Annotated in this window: 13 protein-coding genes and 1 tRNA gene; 6 read left to right on the top strand and 8 right to left on the bottom strand. The window is 64.1% G+C overall.

Annotated elements, in window-relative coordinates; translation table 11 throughout:
• Window positions 1-129 precede the first annotated feature (129 nt).
• Window positions 130-1,281 carry an HD-GYP domain-containing protein gene (locus tag BR71_RS11490; RefSeq protein ID WP_043637254.1) on the top strand — a complete coding sequence of 384 codons (1,152 nt, stop codon included), beginning with the start codon at window positions 130-132 and terminating at the stop codon, window positions 1,279-1,281.
• A 6-nt stretch (window positions 1,282-1,287) separates the two neighbouring features.
• Here BR71_RS11490 and BR71_RS11485 read toward each other — a convergent pair whose 3' ends face one another.
• The 5 genes from BR71_RS11485 to yjgA are packed head-to-tail and all read right to left on the bottom strand — an operon-like array spanning window position 1,288 to window position 5,320.
• The gene (locus BR71_RS11485; RefSeq protein ID WP_052370514.1) at window positions 1,288-1,857 is read right to left on the bottom strand and encodes a hypothetical protein; all 570 of its coding nucleotides are present in this window, start codon (window positions 1,855-1,857) and stop codon (window positions 1,288-1,290) included.
• An 8-nt stretch (window positions 1,858-1,865) separates the two neighbouring features.
• Window positions 1,866-3,182 (bottom strand): MFS transporter, encoded by a 1,317-nt coding sequence (locus tag BR71_RS11480; RefSeq protein WP_043637250.1) that lies wholly within the window; start codon window positions 3,180-3,182, stop codon window positions 1,866-1,868.
• A 57-nt stretch (window positions 3,183-3,239) separates the two neighbouring features.
• Window positions 3,240-4,187, bottom strand: coding sequence for a YheT family hydrolase (locus tag BR71_RS11475; RefSeq protein ID WP_043637247.1), 948 nt, complete (start codon window positions 4,185-4,187; stop codon window positions 3,240-3,242).
• A 3-nt stretch (window positions 4,188-4,190) separates the two neighbouring features.
• Window positions 4,191-4,769: a molybdopterin adenylyltransferase gene (gene mog / locus BR71_RS11470; protein WP_043637242.1), complete on the bottom strand. Its 579-nt coding sequence runs from the start codon at window positions 4,767-4,769 to the stop codon at window positions 4,191-4,193.
• Window positions 4,769-5,320: a ribosome biogenesis factor YjgA gene (gene yjgA, locus BR71_RS11465; RefSeq protein ID WP_019101673.1), complete on the bottom strand. Its 552-nt coding sequence runs from the start codon at window positions 5,318-5,320 to the stop codon at window positions 4,769-4,771. The genes mog and yjgA overlap by 1 nt, the downstream gene beginning before the upstream one ends.
• 87 nt (window positions 5,321-5,407) lie before the next feature.
• On the opposite strand from yjgA, the gene pmbA reads away from it, so the two are divergent.
• From pmbA to BR71_RS11440, 5 genes are all read left to right on the top strand, one after another.
• Window positions 5,408-6,751, top strand: coding sequence for a metalloprotease PmbA (gene pmbA / locus BR71_RS11460; RefSeq protein WP_043637238.1), 1,344 nt, complete (start codon window positions 5,408-5,410; stop codon window positions 6,749-6,751).
• A 151-nt stretch (window positions 6,752-6,902) separates the two neighbouring features.
• Window positions 6,903-7,547 carry a DNA oxidative demethylase AlkB gene (gene alkB / locus BR71_RS11455; protein WP_043637235.1) on the top strand — a complete coding sequence of 215 codons (645 nt, stop codon included), beginning with the start codon at window positions 6,903-6,905 and terminating at the stop codon, window positions 7,545-7,547.
• Window positions 7,548-7,550: 3 nt separating this feature from the next.
• Window positions 7,551-8,468, top strand: a complete 918-nt coding sequence (locus tag BR71_RS11450) for a DNA-3-methyladenine glycosylase family protein (RefSeq protein ID WP_043637226.1) — start codon at window positions 7,551-7,553, stop codon at window positions 8,466-8,468.
• A 274-nt stretch (window positions 8,469-8,742) separates the two neighbouring features.
• Complete coding sequence (locus BR71_RS11445) at window positions 8,743-9,882, top strand: patatin-like phospholipase family protein (RefSeq protein WP_039755076.1); 1,140 nt, start codon at window positions 8,743-8,745, stop codon at window positions 9,880-9,882.
• An 82-nt stretch (window positions 9,883-9,964) separates the two neighbouring features.
• A complete protein-coding gene (locus BR71_RS11440; RefSeq protein WP_043637222.1) occupies window positions 9,965-10,456 on the top strand; it encodes a disulfide bond formation protein B in 492 nt (163 codons plus the stop codon).
• Between the two features lie 281 nt (window positions 10,457-10,737).
• On the opposite strand, the gene BR71_RS11435 is transcribed toward BR71_RS11440, so the two are convergent.
• From BR71_RS11435 to BR71_RS11425, 3 genes are all read right to left on the bottom strand, one after another.
• Window positions 10,738-12,384 carry a CHASE2 domain-containing protein gene (locus tag BR71_RS11435; protein ID WP_043637218.1) on the bottom strand — a complete coding sequence of 549 codons (1,647 nt, stop codon included), beginning with the start codon at window positions 12,382-12,384 and terminating at the stop codon, window positions 10,738-10,740.
• Window positions 12,385-12,393: 9 nt separating this feature from the next.
• A complete protein-coding gene (locus BR71_RS11430; protein ID WP_043637215.1) occupies window positions 12,394-13,956 on the bottom strand; it encodes a FecR domain-containing protein in 1,563 nt (520 codons plus the stop codon).
• A 188-nt stretch (window positions 13,957-14,144) separates the two neighbouring features.
• A tRNA-Asp gene (locus BR71_RS11425) sits at window positions 14,145-14,221 on the bottom strand.
• Window position 14,222: the final 1 nt, after the last annotated feature.

Below are 14,222 nucleotides of genomic sequence, written 5' to 3'. Positions count from 1 at the left end.
CAGATTAATGCCGATGACATCGTCTGGCAAGCCGGTGCGCGCGCCGGTTTGCGGGGGCTTCCTTAGGACGAGGGAATGCGGCATTATTCACAGCCATTGAAGCATGACTTAACGAAACGTATATAGATTATGTCGGACTCCTCCAAAGTGAAGCTGCCCACCAGCTTCTTGCGCATCGGCCAGCAACTGCCGGTTGACGTGTATGCCAAGAACGGCTTGCTGCTGCTGAAAAAAGGCCATTACGTGCTGACGCCCGAGCAGCGCGAGCGGCTGGTGACGCTGGCGCACGGCGACAGCGAGGAGGTGGCGGCGCGCTTGGAGCGCGAGCAGCTGGAGCGCGCGGCGCAGCGCGAGAAGGAAGCCGCGGCGCAAGTGCAGCCCAATCCCATCATGGAGCTGGGTTTCCTGACTCGTCGCGCCGAGGGCCTGCTTTTGCATGGCCTGGCGGTGCCGGGCCTGGCCGGTAGGCTGGCGGACATGGCGGACGCGTTGATCCGGTTGGCTTGCAAACAGCCGGACGGGGTGCTGGCCAGCGTGCTGCTGACGCCCTACCGCGACATCGGCAGCGCCCATAGCGTGCACGTAGCAGCGATCATGGCGGTGCTGGGACGGCGCCTGGGCATGGCGGAGGCGCGTTTGCGCGCGGTGGTGGGCGCGGCTTTGAGCATGAATTTGGCGATCACCGGCTTGTTGAATCAACTATCGCGGCAGCAAACGCCCCCGGATGCCGCCCAGCGCGACGAACTCTATGCTCATCCCATTGTTGGTTCCGCCATTTTGCGCGAAGCCGGCGTGGTGGACGAACATTGGCATCTACTGGTGCAGACCCATCAGGAACAGCGCGGCGGCGACGGCTACCCGCAGGGGCTGCGCGGCGAGGATATCCATCCGGATGCGGCCTTGCTGCACATGGTGGACGTGTTGTGTTCCTGTATACATCAGCCGCAGCCGGCTCTGCCGGCTTTGGTGATCGGCAGCTTGTATCGCGGCGAGCTGGGCGATTTCGATCCGCAGCACGCCGCCTTGTTGGTCAAGGAGCTGGGCGTGTACCCGCCCGGCAGTTTCGTCAAGCTGGCCAGCAACGAGATCGGCGTGGTGACCCACCGCAGCGACAAAGCCAACGCGCCGCGAGTGGCGGCCTTGCGCAAGCTAGACGGCGCGCCCTACGCCGACGCGTTGCTCCGTGACACCCGGCAGAACGCTTACCGGGTGCTGGAAGCTGCGCCGTTGTCGGCGGCGGTGGTGAAGCCGGCTTATCTGTCCAAGCTGTGGCAGAAGTGAGCGGGTTCAGGGTAGAGCCTCGCCCAGCGGTCGCAGTTGAATGCCGGATACATCCTTGATTTTCCAGATGCGACGGATATGCGCGAGATCGCGTTCGGACTCGTCGCGCAGCCGCGCTTCCGGCAAAAAACTCATTTCCACGTCCACATTGCCCAAATAGACCGCCTCGCCGCGCTTCACTTCAAACGGAGCGGCCAGGCGGAAGCTGCGCATTTTGCGGCTCATGCCCCAAGCGCCGTCCTCCAGCCAGTTGGCCCAGACCTGTTCCACCCGGTACCGGCCCGGCTCCAGCGTGAACAGCATCAATTTGCCCTCCGCCATGGATTTGCCCGGCTCGCCGAATACGGTGTCGGTCAGCAGGCTGGCGCGGTCGACGGCCACGACGCGACCAGCGGCGTTGGCGACATCCAGGCCCAGCGTCGCGCTGTCCGGGTTGGAGGATTTGCCGGTCAGCGACAGAATGGCGTAGCCGCGTTCGGCCGGCGGCTCCAGCGAGCCGTTCAGACGCTCGGCTATGCCGGCGCAGCCGGTGAGCAGCAGAGAGCAGAAGGCGAGAGTGAAGAGTCGAGTCAACATGGTGCGTCCTATCGTCCGCCGGAAGCGGCGGCTTGGCTTGCATTGTCCGCTGTTTGCGCTTGCGGCTTCAAGCCCAGCACCAGCAGGGCGCTGAGCAGCAATGAAGCGCTGAGCCAGAGGTAAGCCAGGGTGTGGCTGCCGGTGGCGGCCTCAATCAAACCCAGCGCATAGGGGCCGATGAAGCCGCCGATATTGCCCACCGAATTGATCAGGCCGATGGCGCCCGCGGCCAGCGTGCCGGTGAGAAAAGTAGTGGGAATGGACCACCACACGCCCATCGGACTGTAGACGCCGATGGCGACGACGGTGACGGAGAGCAGCGCCACGGCGAGATGGTCGCTGAGCGCGCCAATCAGGAAACCGGCTGCGGCGAGCAAGAGCGGCAGCGCCACGTGCCAGCATTTCTCCGCCCGGCGCGACGAGGAATGACCCAGCCACAGCATGGCGGCCAGCGCCGCCAGCATGGGCACGGCGGAGGCCAGGCCGATGGCCAGCGGCGACCAACCGGAGGCGTTCTTGATCACCGTGGGCATCCAGAAGCTGAAGCCCCAGAAACCGGTGATCCATAGAAAATAGATCAGACATAGCCGCAGCACCGCCGGCTGCGCCAGGGCCTGACGCAGCGTGGCCGGCTGTTGTTGACGGGTGGCGGCTTTTTCCGCTTGCAGCGTGTCGATCAAATAGCGCTTTTCCTCCACATTCAGCCAGGCGGCCTTGGCTGGATCGTCCTGCAGCCACAGCAAGACAGCGCCGCCGTAGAGCATGGTGACGCCGCCCTCCAGCAGGAACAGGCTTTGCCAACCTTTCAGGCCGAAGGGCTGAAGACCCACCAACCAGCCGGCAAGCGGCGCGCCGACGATGGCGGATACCAGCAGGGAGCTCAAGGTGATGGAAATGGCGCGGGCGCGGGTTTCCGCGACGAACCAGCGCGGGATCACCGAGGCGTAGATCACCGGGTAGAAGCTGGCTTCGCACACGCCCAGCATAAAGCGCAGCAGGTAGAACTGCCATTCGTTCTGCACCAGGCTCAGCAATATGCTGACCGCTCCCCAGGAGAACAGGATGCGCGCGATCCAGCGGCTAGGGCTCCAGCGCTCAGCCAGAATCGCTCCGGGTACTTCGAACAGCACGTAGCCGGCGAAGAAAATGCCGGAGGCCAGGCCGTATACCTTGGCGTCGAAGCCGAGGTCGGCGTTCATGGTCAGGGCCGCGTAGCTGACGTTGACCCGATCCAGAAAGGCCAGCACGGAGGCGATGAACAGCGGAGCGAGAATGCGCAAATAGGTTTTGCGCAGAACGGAAGTTTTGACGGAATCTGGGCTCATGCGGCGCCCTCGCTTAAGGGGTGGATGCCGTCAAGATGCGCAGAAAGCGCCGCGCAGTCAATCCAGATGCGGCTCGAAGAATTCCAGCAAGCGGGACGGCAGCCAATCCAGCGTGCCGGGGAAAGCGCCGGAGGCGAAGCCCACGTGGCCGCCGTGGAGAGGGAATTCCAGCGTGACGCTGTCGGCCACGTCGGCCTGACGCGGCAGCGCCTGTTCCGGCAGGAAGGGATCGTTGCGCGCGTTCAACACCAGAGTGGGGCGGGCGATCTGACCCAGCCGAGGCTTGGCGCTGGCGCTGCGCCAGTAGTTGAGGGCGGTGCCGAAGCCGTGAATCGGCGCGGTGACCAGGTCGTCGAATTCAATGAAGGTGCGTGCGCGGCGGAGTTTGCCCCCGTCGAACAGGCCGGGGTGGCGCTGTAGCGATTCCAGCGCTTTGGGCTTGAGCGTGCCCATGAACATGCGGGTGTACAGCAGTTTGCCCAAGCCCCTGTCCAGCTGAGTGCTGGCCGCCACCAGATCCAGCGGCGCGGACACTGCCGCCGCCGCGCGCGGCAGCGCCAGCGCGCCTTCATCCGCCAGGTAGTTGAGCAGCATGCTGCCGCCAAGCGATACCGCGGCGGCGGCCAAGGTCGGGAAGCGTTGAGCCAGCCGGCTCAGAATCCAGCGCACTTCGGCACTGTCGCCGGCGTGATAGGCGCGCGGCAGAGGATTGTCCACGCCGCCGCAGCCGCGAAAATGCGGCACCACGCCATGCCAGCCGCGCCGCTGAACCGCCAGCATGAGCGCGCGCGCGTAGTGGCTGTCGCTGCTGCCTTCCAGTCCGTGAAACAACACGACCAGCGGCGCGCCGGGCCGCCCGGCGATAAAGTCCAGCGCGATACGGGCGCCATCCGGCGTGTCCCACAGCTCGCGGCGGTAGTCGGGGCGCGGGGTCTTGATCGCCAGCGCCGGCCAGATGGTTTGGGCATGGCCGCCGCGCAGCCAGGCGGGAGACTGGTAAGCCATGGCTCAGGCCGGCTTTTTCTGAGCCGATTTGGGGCGGAAGGCTTTGACCACCGCCTCATGGGTTTCGATATAGGGACCGTCCAGCAGGTCGATGCAGTAGGGGACGGCGGCGAAGATGCCGGGAGTGTCCACTTGGCCGTCGGCGCCGCGCAGGCCTTCCAGCGTTTCCTTGATCGCCTTGGGCTGGCCGGGCAGGTTGAGAATCAGCGCTTGCTTGCGGATCACGCCCACCTGGCGGGAGAGGATGGCGGTGGGCACGAAGCGCAGGCTGATCTGACGCATCTGCTCGCCGAAGCCGGGCATCTCGCGGTCCGCCACCGCCAGCGTGGCCTCGGGGGTGACGTCGCGGGCGGCCGGGCCGGTGCCGCCGGTGGTCAGCACCAGTTGGCAGCCTTCCTCGTCCACCAGCGTCTTGAGCGCGGCTTCGATTTGCGGCTGCTCGTCCGGGATCAGGCGGGCGACGACGACGAAGGGGCTGGCCAGCGCGGCGGTCAGCCAGTCCTGCAGCGCCGGAATGCCCTTGTCTTCGTACACGCCGCTGCTGGCGCGGTCGGAGATCGAGACCAGGCCTACTTTCAGCATCACTCGTCGTCCTCTTGGTCCTGCTGATGCAGGCGCGGCTTGCCCGGTTCCGGAATCACGTCCTTGACGGCCTGATAGAGCAGGCGGAAGGACTTGGGCGGTTTGTTGTCCTGTTTTTCCTTGCGCGCGTTGCGGATCAGCGTGCGCAGCTGCTGCGGATCCGCGGCGGGGAAGTCGGTGACAAAGCTGGCCAGCATCTTGTCGTCTTCCATCAAGCGCTCGCGCCAGCGTTCCAGCAGGTGCTGCCAGGCGATGTGCTCGGACGATTCGCCTTTGAGAATTTGCAGGTATTGCTGGATCGGTTCCGGGTCCACGTCGCGCATCAGCTTGCCGATGTATTGCAGTTGGCGGCGCAGCGCGCCGTGCGCGGTAAAGCGTTTATAGTCCAGAATAGCGGTGAGGAGGTCTTCCGGCAGCTGCATTTTCTTCAGCGTGTCCTTGGACAGCTCCACCAGTTCGCGGCCCAGGTCTTGCAGCGCATCCATGTCGCGCTTGCGCTGGGATTTGCTGACGTAGCCGTCGTCCGGGCTGTCGTTCTGGTAATGGGTCATCGTTGGCAATTCTCAATCGGTTTTCTCAAGGCTGGTATGATACCGGAAAAGGCCTCCGGCCGTTTCGACCATTGCGAAAGACACTAGATGGAAGACAAGACATTCAGTTTCAGCCAGGCCGCGCTGGAGGACATCGCCTCCCGCGTCATCGAACTGGCAAAGGCCGAAGGCGCCAGCGCCGCCGAAGCCGATGTTTCCGAAGGACTGGGCCAGACCGTGAGCGTGCGCCTGTCCGAGGTGGAAACCATCGAATACAACCAGGACAAGGGCGTGGGCGTAACCGTCTACCTGGGCCAGAAGAAAGGCCACGCCAGCACTTCCGATTTTTCCGAAGAGGCCTTGGCCGACACCGTGCGCGCCGCGTTGGACATCGCGCGCTACACCGCCGAGGATCCGTGCGCCGGCTTGGCGGATTCCCAGTTGATGGCCACGGAGTTTCCGGACCTCAGCCTGTACCATCCGTGGTCGCTGCCGGTGGAGGAGGCCATCGAACTGGCCAAGTCCTGCGAGGCCGCGGCGCTGGCCGCCGATCCGCGCATCCGCAACTCCGAGGGCGGCACCGTCTCGTCGCAGTCCAGCCACTTCGCTTACGCCAACAGCCATGGATTCATCGCCGGCTACGCCAGCAGCCGCCACAGCATTTCCGCTGCGGTGGTGGCCGAGGACGGCGGCGCGATGCAGCGCGATTACTGGTATTCGTCGGCGCGCCGGCGCGAGGATCTGGACGCGCCGGAAGCCATCGGCGCCAAGGCCGGTCAGCGAGCGGCGCGGCGACTGGGCGCGCGCAAGGTGAAGACCGGGCAGTATCCGGTGGTATTCGAGGCGCCGATAGCCGCCTCGTTGCTCAGTCATCTGGTGGCCGCCATCAGCGGCGGCAGTCTGTACCGCAAATCGTCCTTCCTGCTGGACTCGCTGGGCAAGCCGGTGATGTCGGCCAATGTCACCATAGACGAAGACCCCTTCTTGCTGCGCGGCATGGCCAGCGGCGCCTTCGACAACGAGGGCGTGGCCACGGTGGCGCGCCGGCTGGTGGACAAGGGCGTGCTGCAGGGTTATATGCTGGGGAGCTATTCGGCGCGCAAGCTGGGCATGCAGACCACCGGCAACGCCGGCGGCGCGCATAATCTGGTTGTGCATTCCACCGGCGAAAGCCTGGAGGAGTTGCTGCGGACTATGGGCACCGGCCTGTTGGTGACCGAACTACTGGGCCAAGGCGTCAACACGGTAACCGGCGATTACTCGCGCGGCGCGGCCGGCTTCTGGGTGGAGCGCGGCGTGATCATGCATCCGGTGGAGGAAATCACCATTGCGGGAAATCTGCGAGAGATGTTCATGCAGATAGACGCGGTGGGCAACGACGTGCTGGAGCGCGGCGGCCGACAGATGGGCTCGGTGCTGTTGCGCAGCATGATGGTGGCCGGCGAGGCCTGAGAACCTGCTCAATGTCTGCTGCGCATCGGCGATACGGCGTTAATAACCGCTTCGAAACGCTCATGTCCCCCTTGACCATTCCGCTTTCTCAGCGGTTTTCGCCTTGTCTCGCTCTTGCCCGCGAGACTTTGGACAGGCTCTAAGGCAGGCGATGGCGGATTTGTTCGCGCCCGAAGAGGGCGGCTGGCTGGAGCGCCTATCGCCTGGCGCGGCCTTATTGCATCGCCGCGTCTGCGAGATCGACGCGGCCTTGCTGGCGGAAGTGGAGACGGTGCTGCGGCAAGCGCCTCCGCGCGGCATGCAGACGCCGGGCGGACGGGCGATGTCGGTCGCCACAACCAGCTGCGGCGCTTACGGCTGGGTGTCCGATGCGCGCGGCTACCGCTACGCCGAGCGCGATCCCGGCAGCGGGCAGCCTTGGCCGGCGATGCCGGCCTTGTTGCGCGTTCTGGCCGAGGAGGCCGCGGCCGAAGCCGGCTTCCCCGGCTTCGCGCCGGATGCCTGTTTGATCAATTGCTATGCGCCGGGCGCCAAGATGTCCTTGCATCAGGACAAGGACGAGCGCGATTTTGGCGCGCCCATCGTGTCCGTGTCGCTGGGCTTGCCGGCTACCTTCCTGTTCGGCGGGCTTAGCCGCTCCGAGCGTCCCGGCCGCGTCGAGCTGCGCCACGGCGACGTGCTGGTGTGGGGCGGGCCGGACCGCATGCGTTTCCACGGGGTGTTGCCGGTGGCGGAGGGCGAGCACCCTTTGCTGGGGCGCCGCCGCATCAATCTGACTTTTCGCAAGGCGCGCTGATCCATGGCTGAACCGGCCGATTCCACTTCGCTGTCTTTATCCCTATCCTTGCCCGCGGATTTCCGCCGGGAGGATTTCATGGCTTTCCATCGTCGCGACGCGCAGGAGCTTTCCGAGCGGGTGACGGCCCAGAGCTTGCGCAAGGGTTTGTTGTGGCGCGGCGCGCCGGCCTGCCTCAGCATGGATTTCGATGCGGATGCGGTTCGGGTGGGCCTGGATGCGGATGCGCCGCCGCGGGACGGCGACGAGGCCGTGTTGATAGGCATGGCGCGCCGCATGTTGGGACTGGAGCAGCCGGTGGCGGATTTCGAACGCGCGCATCGCGGCCATCCCCAACTGGCGGCGCTGCTCGCCGCTCGCCCCGGTTTGCGCGTGCCGCAGACGGCCACCCCGTTTGAGGCGCTGGTCTGGGCGGTCACGGGCCAGCAGATTAGCGTGCATGCCGCGATCTCGCTGCGGCGCCGGCTGATGCAGTTGGTCGGCAACCGCCACAGCGGCGGTCTGCTATGTCATCCGTCGCCGTATCAGGTGGCGGCGCTGGAGCCGGATCAACTGGGCCTGGCCGGCTTCTCGCGCGCCAAAACCCGGACCTTGCTGGAGCTGAGCCGGCAGACGGCCGACGGGAGCTTGCCGTTGCAGGGTTGGCTGGACGGCGGCGCGCCAGAGGAGATCGCCGCGCGGCTGCTGGCCATGCCCGGCATCGGTCCGTGGACGGTCAGCTATGCGCTGCTACGCGGCTATGGCTGGCTGGACGGCTCTCTGCACGGGGACGTGGCGGTGCGGCGAGGCCTGCAGCGTCTGCTGGGGAAGGCCGAGGCGGTGTCGCCGCGCGAAACCGAACAGTGGCTGCAAGGCTTCGCGCCGTGGCGCGCGCTGGTGGGGGCGCATCTGTGGGCGATGCAGACGGCGGCCGGCTATTAATGGCTTGTAAAAGTCCGCTGCGCTTCGTGGGACGTGGCGCGACGGGTGCCCCTTCGAAACGCCCATGAGCCTCTAGTTCATGCCGCTTTCTCGGCGATTTGCGTCTGGCCTCGCTCTGGCTCGTTAGGCTTTGAGCCGCTTCCGGGCGCGTCCAAGGGCTTTCCTCCGCGCGAAGTTGGCGCTGGCCGCGGCGTTTGACTACCCTAAATAGTACAAGAAGCCGTGCGGCGTCCGGCGACCGGTCCGCCGCCAACATAGCCACGCGAGGTGCGGGATGGGGAGGCAATCCGATATCGGACTGGTGTTGTCGGGGGGGGGCGCGCGCGCGGCTTACCAAGTGGGGGTGTTGCTGGGGATCTCCCGGCTGCTGCCGGATGCGCGCGTCAACCCCTTTCCCATCATCTGCGGCACGTCGGCCGGGGCAATCAACGCGGTGGCGCTGGCCTCCGGCGCCGGCAACTTCCACCTGGCGGTATCCACGCTGGCGCAGATGTGGAAGCAACTGCACATTCAGGATGTCTACGACGCCAGTTCCGGCTATTTCCTGAAGACCTTTTTGCACTTTGGCCTGTCCGTGATGTCCGGCGGCCGGCTGTGGCGCAACCCCAAAAGCTTTCTAGACAACGCCCCGCTGCGCGAGCTGCTGACCAAGGTCATGGTGTTCGAGGGCATAGACCATTCCGTTCGCCACGGCGCGCTCAAGGCGCTGGCGCTGACGGCCTCGTGTTACACCACGGGGATGTCGGTCACCTTTTTCCAGGGCGCGGACAGCCTGGAGGAGTGGGAGCGCTATCAGCGGCTGGGCATGCGCGAGCGCATCGGTATCGAGCACATGATGGCCACCTCGGCCATCCCCTTGATTTTTCCCTCGGTGTGCATAGGGGAGAAGTTTTACTGCGACGGCGCGGTGCGTCAGTTGTCGCCCTTGTCGCCGGCATTGCACCTGGGGGCGGAAAAGCTGTTTGTGGTTGGTCTGGCCAGTAAGCGGCCGGACACCATAGAACGCCGCCATAGCGGTTTTTATCCGTCGCCGGCGCAGATATTCGGGCATCTGCTCAACAGCGTGTTCATCGACAGCATGTCGGTGGACATGGAGCGGCTGACCCGGGTCAACCATACCGTGTCGCTATTGCAAAGCCACGAGGAACTGGCGCGCCAGACCCAGTTGCGCAAGGTGGACATCTTCATGCTCAACCCCAGCAAATCGCTGGAGGGCATCGCCTACAAGCACACTCGCCTGTTTCCGCCCTTGCTGCGCTTCCTGATGAAGGGCACCGGCGCCACCCGCCACCGGGGCACGGCCTTGGCCACGTATCTACTGTTTGAGCCAGGCTATACCCGCGAGTTGATCGCCTTGGGCTATAAGGACGCCTTGCACCAGAAAGAGGCTATCCGCCGCTTCCTGGAACTTTAAGGCGCGGCGCGGTTCTGAATCCTCCATGTTGTATGGCACAATCATGCGCCATGACGTTTTACCGCCAAACATTGAGGAAGATATGGGCTTGAGCAACCGACAAGGTTTTCTGCTGATCGCCGCCGCCTGCGCCGGCGCGATGGGCTTTGCACTATTCGCGCAGTACCAACTGGGTCTGGAGCCTTGCCCGTTGTGCATTTTCCAGCGCATCGGCGTGATCGCCACCGGCGTGGTCGCCTTGTTGGCGGCCATGGTCAACCCCGGCCGTTGCGGCGTCAGAGCCTGGGGCGGTTTGACGATTCTAGCGGCTTTGGGCGGCCTGTCGGTGTCGCTGCGCCAACTGTGGCTGCAACACCTGCCGGCGGATCAGGTGCCGGCCTGCGGTCCGGGCCTGGAGTTTCTGATGGAATCCTCTCCGTTGATGGAGGTGATCTCCAAAGTGCTGAAGGGCAGCGGCGAGTGCGCCGCCGTGGACTGGACCTTCCTGGGGATGGCAATGCCGTTCTGGGTAGCCGTGTTCTTTGTCGGCGTGATCGGCTTTGCCGGCTGGCTGCTGGCGCGCAAATCGGCGTGACGTCTAGACCCGAGCATTGACAAGGCCGCCTTGAGCGGCCTTTTTCATTGGGCGGTGCGGTTGGGGCGGGTGACCGGCCGGGCAGCCTTTCCCTTTGTGGTAGATAAGCTTGCTATGCGAGCGCCGCTTGAAACCTGTTCAAAGCCGGTTGCGGCGGCTGCTCGTTGCCGCGCCCGTGCTCGTTAAGCTCTGAACGGCTTCTTGGGAGTGCCGGACGAGCGGCCTGCTTTTCGCTGCATTGTGTTTGGCGAGGGGCCGCGCCGTCCGGAGCAAGGTCCGCGCTAGTGCTGCGGCGTCAAGGTGTCGGGAGCGGGGCTGACCGCGTTGCGGCCGGAGCGCTTGGCGATGTAGAGCGCGCTGTCGGCGTCTTCATAGAAAGTGCGGCCATTGTCGTCCGTTTCCGGCACCCGTGCGGCGACGCCAATGCTGCAGGTGACTTTGCGTAGAGGGCTTTTCAAATGAGGCAGCTCCAGCTCTTCCAGTCGTGCGCGAAAGCCTTCCGCGGCGGCCACAGCCTGGTCCTGGCCGCATTCTTCCAGTAGCACGCCGAACTCTTCCCCGCCCAAGCGCGCCACGATGTGGCGACGGGGGCTGAAGTAGGCGTTCAGCTCCTGCGCCAGCCGTTGCAGGATCAGATCGCCGGCGTAATGCCCGTAGTGGTCGTTGTAACCTTTGAAGTTGTCCACGTCCAGGATCAAAAGCGCCAGAGTTTTCCCGGCTGCGCGGTGCTTGTCCAGCGTCGGCGCCAGGATCTCGTCGAAGTGCCGGCGGTTGTAAAGTCCGGTGAGGCCGTCGGTGTTGGCCTGCAACAAAAGCTTGGATTGCCGCGATACGAAGCGGACGCTGCCGGCCAGAAACAGCAGTATGGCGGTGGTGACGCCGCTCCAGAACACCGAGGCCAGCGTCAGCAGCAAGACGCTGAGCACCAGCACGCCACAGGAGGCCAGCAGATAAGCCGGCAAAATGCCTTGGCGGTGCTTGTAGCGGCAGAGCAGCAGGTCCAGCAGCAGGATGGCCAGCGCGTTGATAAGGGCCTTCCATCCCAGAGGCAGCGGCACAGGAGTGTTGTCTTGTTGTAAACCGTAGAGCAGGAAGGCGTTGATCTCCACGCCGGGCATGCCGCGATTGTTGGCCGACAGCGGCGTGGCGTGGATGTCGCCCAGGCCGGTGGCGGTGGCGCCCACCAAGACGATTTTGCCGGCAAAGAAGGACGGAGGCAGTTGATTGAGCGCGTCGATATAAGATACCTGCTGGAATGGCGGGGAGCCTGTCAGATAGGGCACCATTACCGGGTCTTCGCGCAGCCAGCTGTCAGGATTGCCGTGAGGCATCCCCAGCTTTTGCTGGTCGGATTGGCGCCGGCCATTAGCCAGGTCCAGTACGGCCTGCGCGAAATTGGGGTGATGGGGCGAGCCCAGTCCCGCTTTCAGGTAGACGCGGCGTATCACGCCATCGCTGTCCAGCTCGTAGTCTGTATGACCCAGGCCGGCGCTTGCGGCGGCGATGCCGGGCAAGGGACGGGTTTCGGTCAGACGGTTGCCCTGCATTTCGGGAAACACCGGACTGATGACTTTCCCGTTGCGGCGAATGGCGTCGGCCAGCGCTTGATCCGACTCCGGCATATTGTGCGAGGGCTCGGCCAAGACGATGTCCAGGCCCACGGCTTTAGCCTGCGCCAGCTTGTCCACTAGCTGGGCGTGATACTCGCGCGGCCAAGGCCAGCGCCCCAGTTCAGACAGGCTGCGCTCGTCCACCGCGACGACAACGATGTCGCTGGTCTGGTTATGGTTGGACTTGAGCCGGATCAGCCCGTCGTACAGCCAGAAGTCCAGCCGAAGCAAAAGGCCGGAGAGAGTCAGCAGGGCCGCCAGCAGGGCCAGCAAAAACGGCAACAAGCGCAAAATCTTGTCGCGATAGTGAGTTAGCATTTTGTCATTCTAGGGAAGTTTTCCGGGGAGAGTGAGCATTTCTTGCTCCTCAGTCGCCAAGTAGCCGTGTTCTCCTTCTACCTTGACTGTCGCTTTGTATTGCCCGGCAGGCAAGGCTTCCAGCGCTTTCAGCTCCCATTGCGGGCGATCGCTGCTCAGCGAGAACGGGGACGTGTTTGCGTTGGCGGCCTGAACCGCGGTCAGCGTTAGCGTGTAGCGCGCGCGCGCGATGGGATAGGGGCGGGCCGCCAGCACCGGCGTGGTGTTGTCCAGGCGGCTAAGCCACCCTTTGGATTCCACTTTTTGCGCGGCGGAGAAAGGTCCCGGCTGGCCTTGCGCGTCCAGCCGCGCAAGCCTCCAGTACCAGATGCCGGATTCAGGCAACTCGGCTTTAAACTCGGCCTCGGTCAAGGTCTGTTCCAGTAGCGGCTGGGCGAAATCCGGTTGACGCGAAATCTGCAGCCGCAGCGGCCGTTCCGGGCTGGCGTCCACCCGCAGGGGCAGGGATTTGCCCCGCAACTGGGTGCCGTCCGCGCGCGTGAACAGCAGCGGCGGCAGCGGGTAGGCTTGCAGCTTGAAGCTGCGCGTGCTGTCGTAGCCTTCCAGTCCAGAGCGGTTCTTGGCGCGGACTTTCAGCACGTAATCGCCGTTGCCCGGCAGGCGCGGATAGTAGCGCGGGGTTTGCAACTGGCGCTCAGCCAAGCGTTTCTTGCCGCTCAGCGTGACGCGATAGGATGCTGCGCGTTCGTCGCGCTGCCATTCCAAAGGCGGAGGGTTGAATTGGCTGTTGTCCGCCACGGTGGAGAGGTCGGGCGGCGAAGGCAGCTCCTCGGGTTTGCTGGGGCCGCTTTTGCGGTTGGACAGGGTGCCGAAACCGGCGGGCACGTCCACCTTGCTGCGGCGGCCTTTGACTTCCACGCTGCCTTTGAGCACTTCCGCCAAGGTCTCCTCTCCGCCGGCGGCGTTGACGCGGAATTCGGTGCCGCGCACGGTGGTCACCGCCGACGGGGTGCGGATCTCGTAGCGGCTGGGCATCAGGATGTTGGGAATCACAGAATTGCCGGTGCTGCCGTTGTTCAGCTTGATCTGAGACTGGATTGCCCCGGTGCTGGGATAGTAGACCTGGGTTTGCAGGCTTAGGTCCGTGTTGGCGTTGACGATCAGGGAAGAGCCGTCGACGAAGCGCAGTTTGATCATGGCGTCGTTTCCGGTCGTGAAACGAGTGCCTTTGGGATATTTTTTGCCCACCGCCAGTTCCAACGGCTTGCCTTTGGCGTCGGCCGCGGCCGACTCCCCGGACATTTCTTCCAGTGTGGCGTCGGATTGGGTCTGCTTGATCCAGGGGTAGGGGACCCGCAAGATGCTGCCGGGAATCAGCCGATAAGGGTTGGCGATGCGATTTCTGGTTTGCAGCTTCGGCACATAAGCAGGAGACGACAAATGCTCGGCCGCCAGCGACCACAGGTTGTCGCCGTTTTTGACCGTATATTCCCAGATGGCTTTGTCGGCGGGGTCGCCTGCCAAGGCCAGCGTGCTAGCAAAGCAGCCAGTCGCCAGGATTAAATTGCGCATAGTTGAATCTCTTTATATGGAATACCGAAAGTCAACCAAAAGTATCACCGTAGCCTAGACGCATTGCAAGCTGATAAGCAATAGAATGGTAGCTGTTTGTCTTAAATTGGGAGATAAGCGAATGATTGCTTGAAATCTGCGACGCAAAATGCAAAAAAGCAGCCTAAAGGCTGCTTCTTCGCAATGCTTGGCGGAGTGGACGGGACTCGAACCCGCGACCCCCGGCGTGACAGGCCGGTATTCTAACCAACTGAACTACCACTCCA

This window comes from Chromobacterium haemolyticum DSM 19808 (assembly GCF_000711885.1).
GTDB classification, from domain to species: Bacteria; Pseudomonadota; Gammaproteobacteria; order Burkholderiales; family Chromobacteriaceae; genus Chromobacterium; species Chromobacterium haemolyticum.
This window is presented reverse-complemented; position numbering and strand designations above follow the sequence as displayed.

Coding starts and splice junctions, on each gene's coding strand:
- BR71_RS11440 (WP_043637222.1), top strand. CDS start 9,965: ATGGGCTTGAGCAACCGACAAGGTTTTCTGCTGATCGCCGCCGCCTGC.
- BR71_RS11430 (WP_043637215.1), bottom strand. CDS start 13,956: ATGCGCAATTTAATCCTGGCGACTGGCTGCTTTGCTAGCACGCTGGCC.
- mog (WP_043637242.1), bottom strand. CDS start 4,769: ATGCTGAAAGTAGGCCTGGTCTCGATCTCCGACCGCGCCAGCAGCGGC.
- BR71_RS11485 (WP_052370514.1), bottom strand. CDS start 1,857: ATGTTGACTCGACTCTTCACTCTCGCCTTCTGCTCTCTGCTGCTCACC.
- pmbA (WP_043637238.1), top strand. CDS start 5,408: ATGGAAGACAAGACATTCAGTTTCAGCCAGGCCGCGCTGGAGGACATC.
- BR71_RS11445 (WP_039755076.1), top strand. CDS start 8,743: ATGGGGAGGCAATCCGATATCGGACTGGTGTTGTCGGGGGGGGGCGCG.
- BR71_RS11435 (WP_043637218.1), bottom strand. CDS start 12,384: ATGCTAACTCACTATCGCGACAAGATTTTGCGCTTGTTGCCGTTTTTG.
- yjgA (WP_019101673.1), bottom strand. CDS start 5,320: ATGACCCATTACCAGAACGACAGCCCGGACGACGGCTACGTCAGCAAA.
- BR71_RS11480 (WP_043637250.1), bottom strand. CDS start 3,182: ATGAGCCCAGATTCCGTCAAAACTTCCGTTCTGCGCAAAACCTATTTG.
- BR71_RS11475 (WP_043637247.1), bottom strand. CDS start 4,187: ATGGCTTACCAGTCTCCCGCCTGGCTGCGCGGCGGCCATGCCCAAACC.
- BR71_RS11450 (WP_043637226.1), top strand. CDS start 7,551: ATGGCTGAACCGGCCGATTCCACTTCGCTGTCTTTATCCCTATCCTTG.
- BR71_RS11490 (WP_043637254.1), top strand. CDS start 130: ATGTCGGACTCCTCCAAAGTGAAGCTGCCCACCAGCTTCTTGCGCATC.
- alkB (WP_043637235.1), top strand. CDS start 6,903: ATGGCGGATTTGTTCGCGCCCGAAGAGGGCGGCTGGCTGGAGCGCCTA.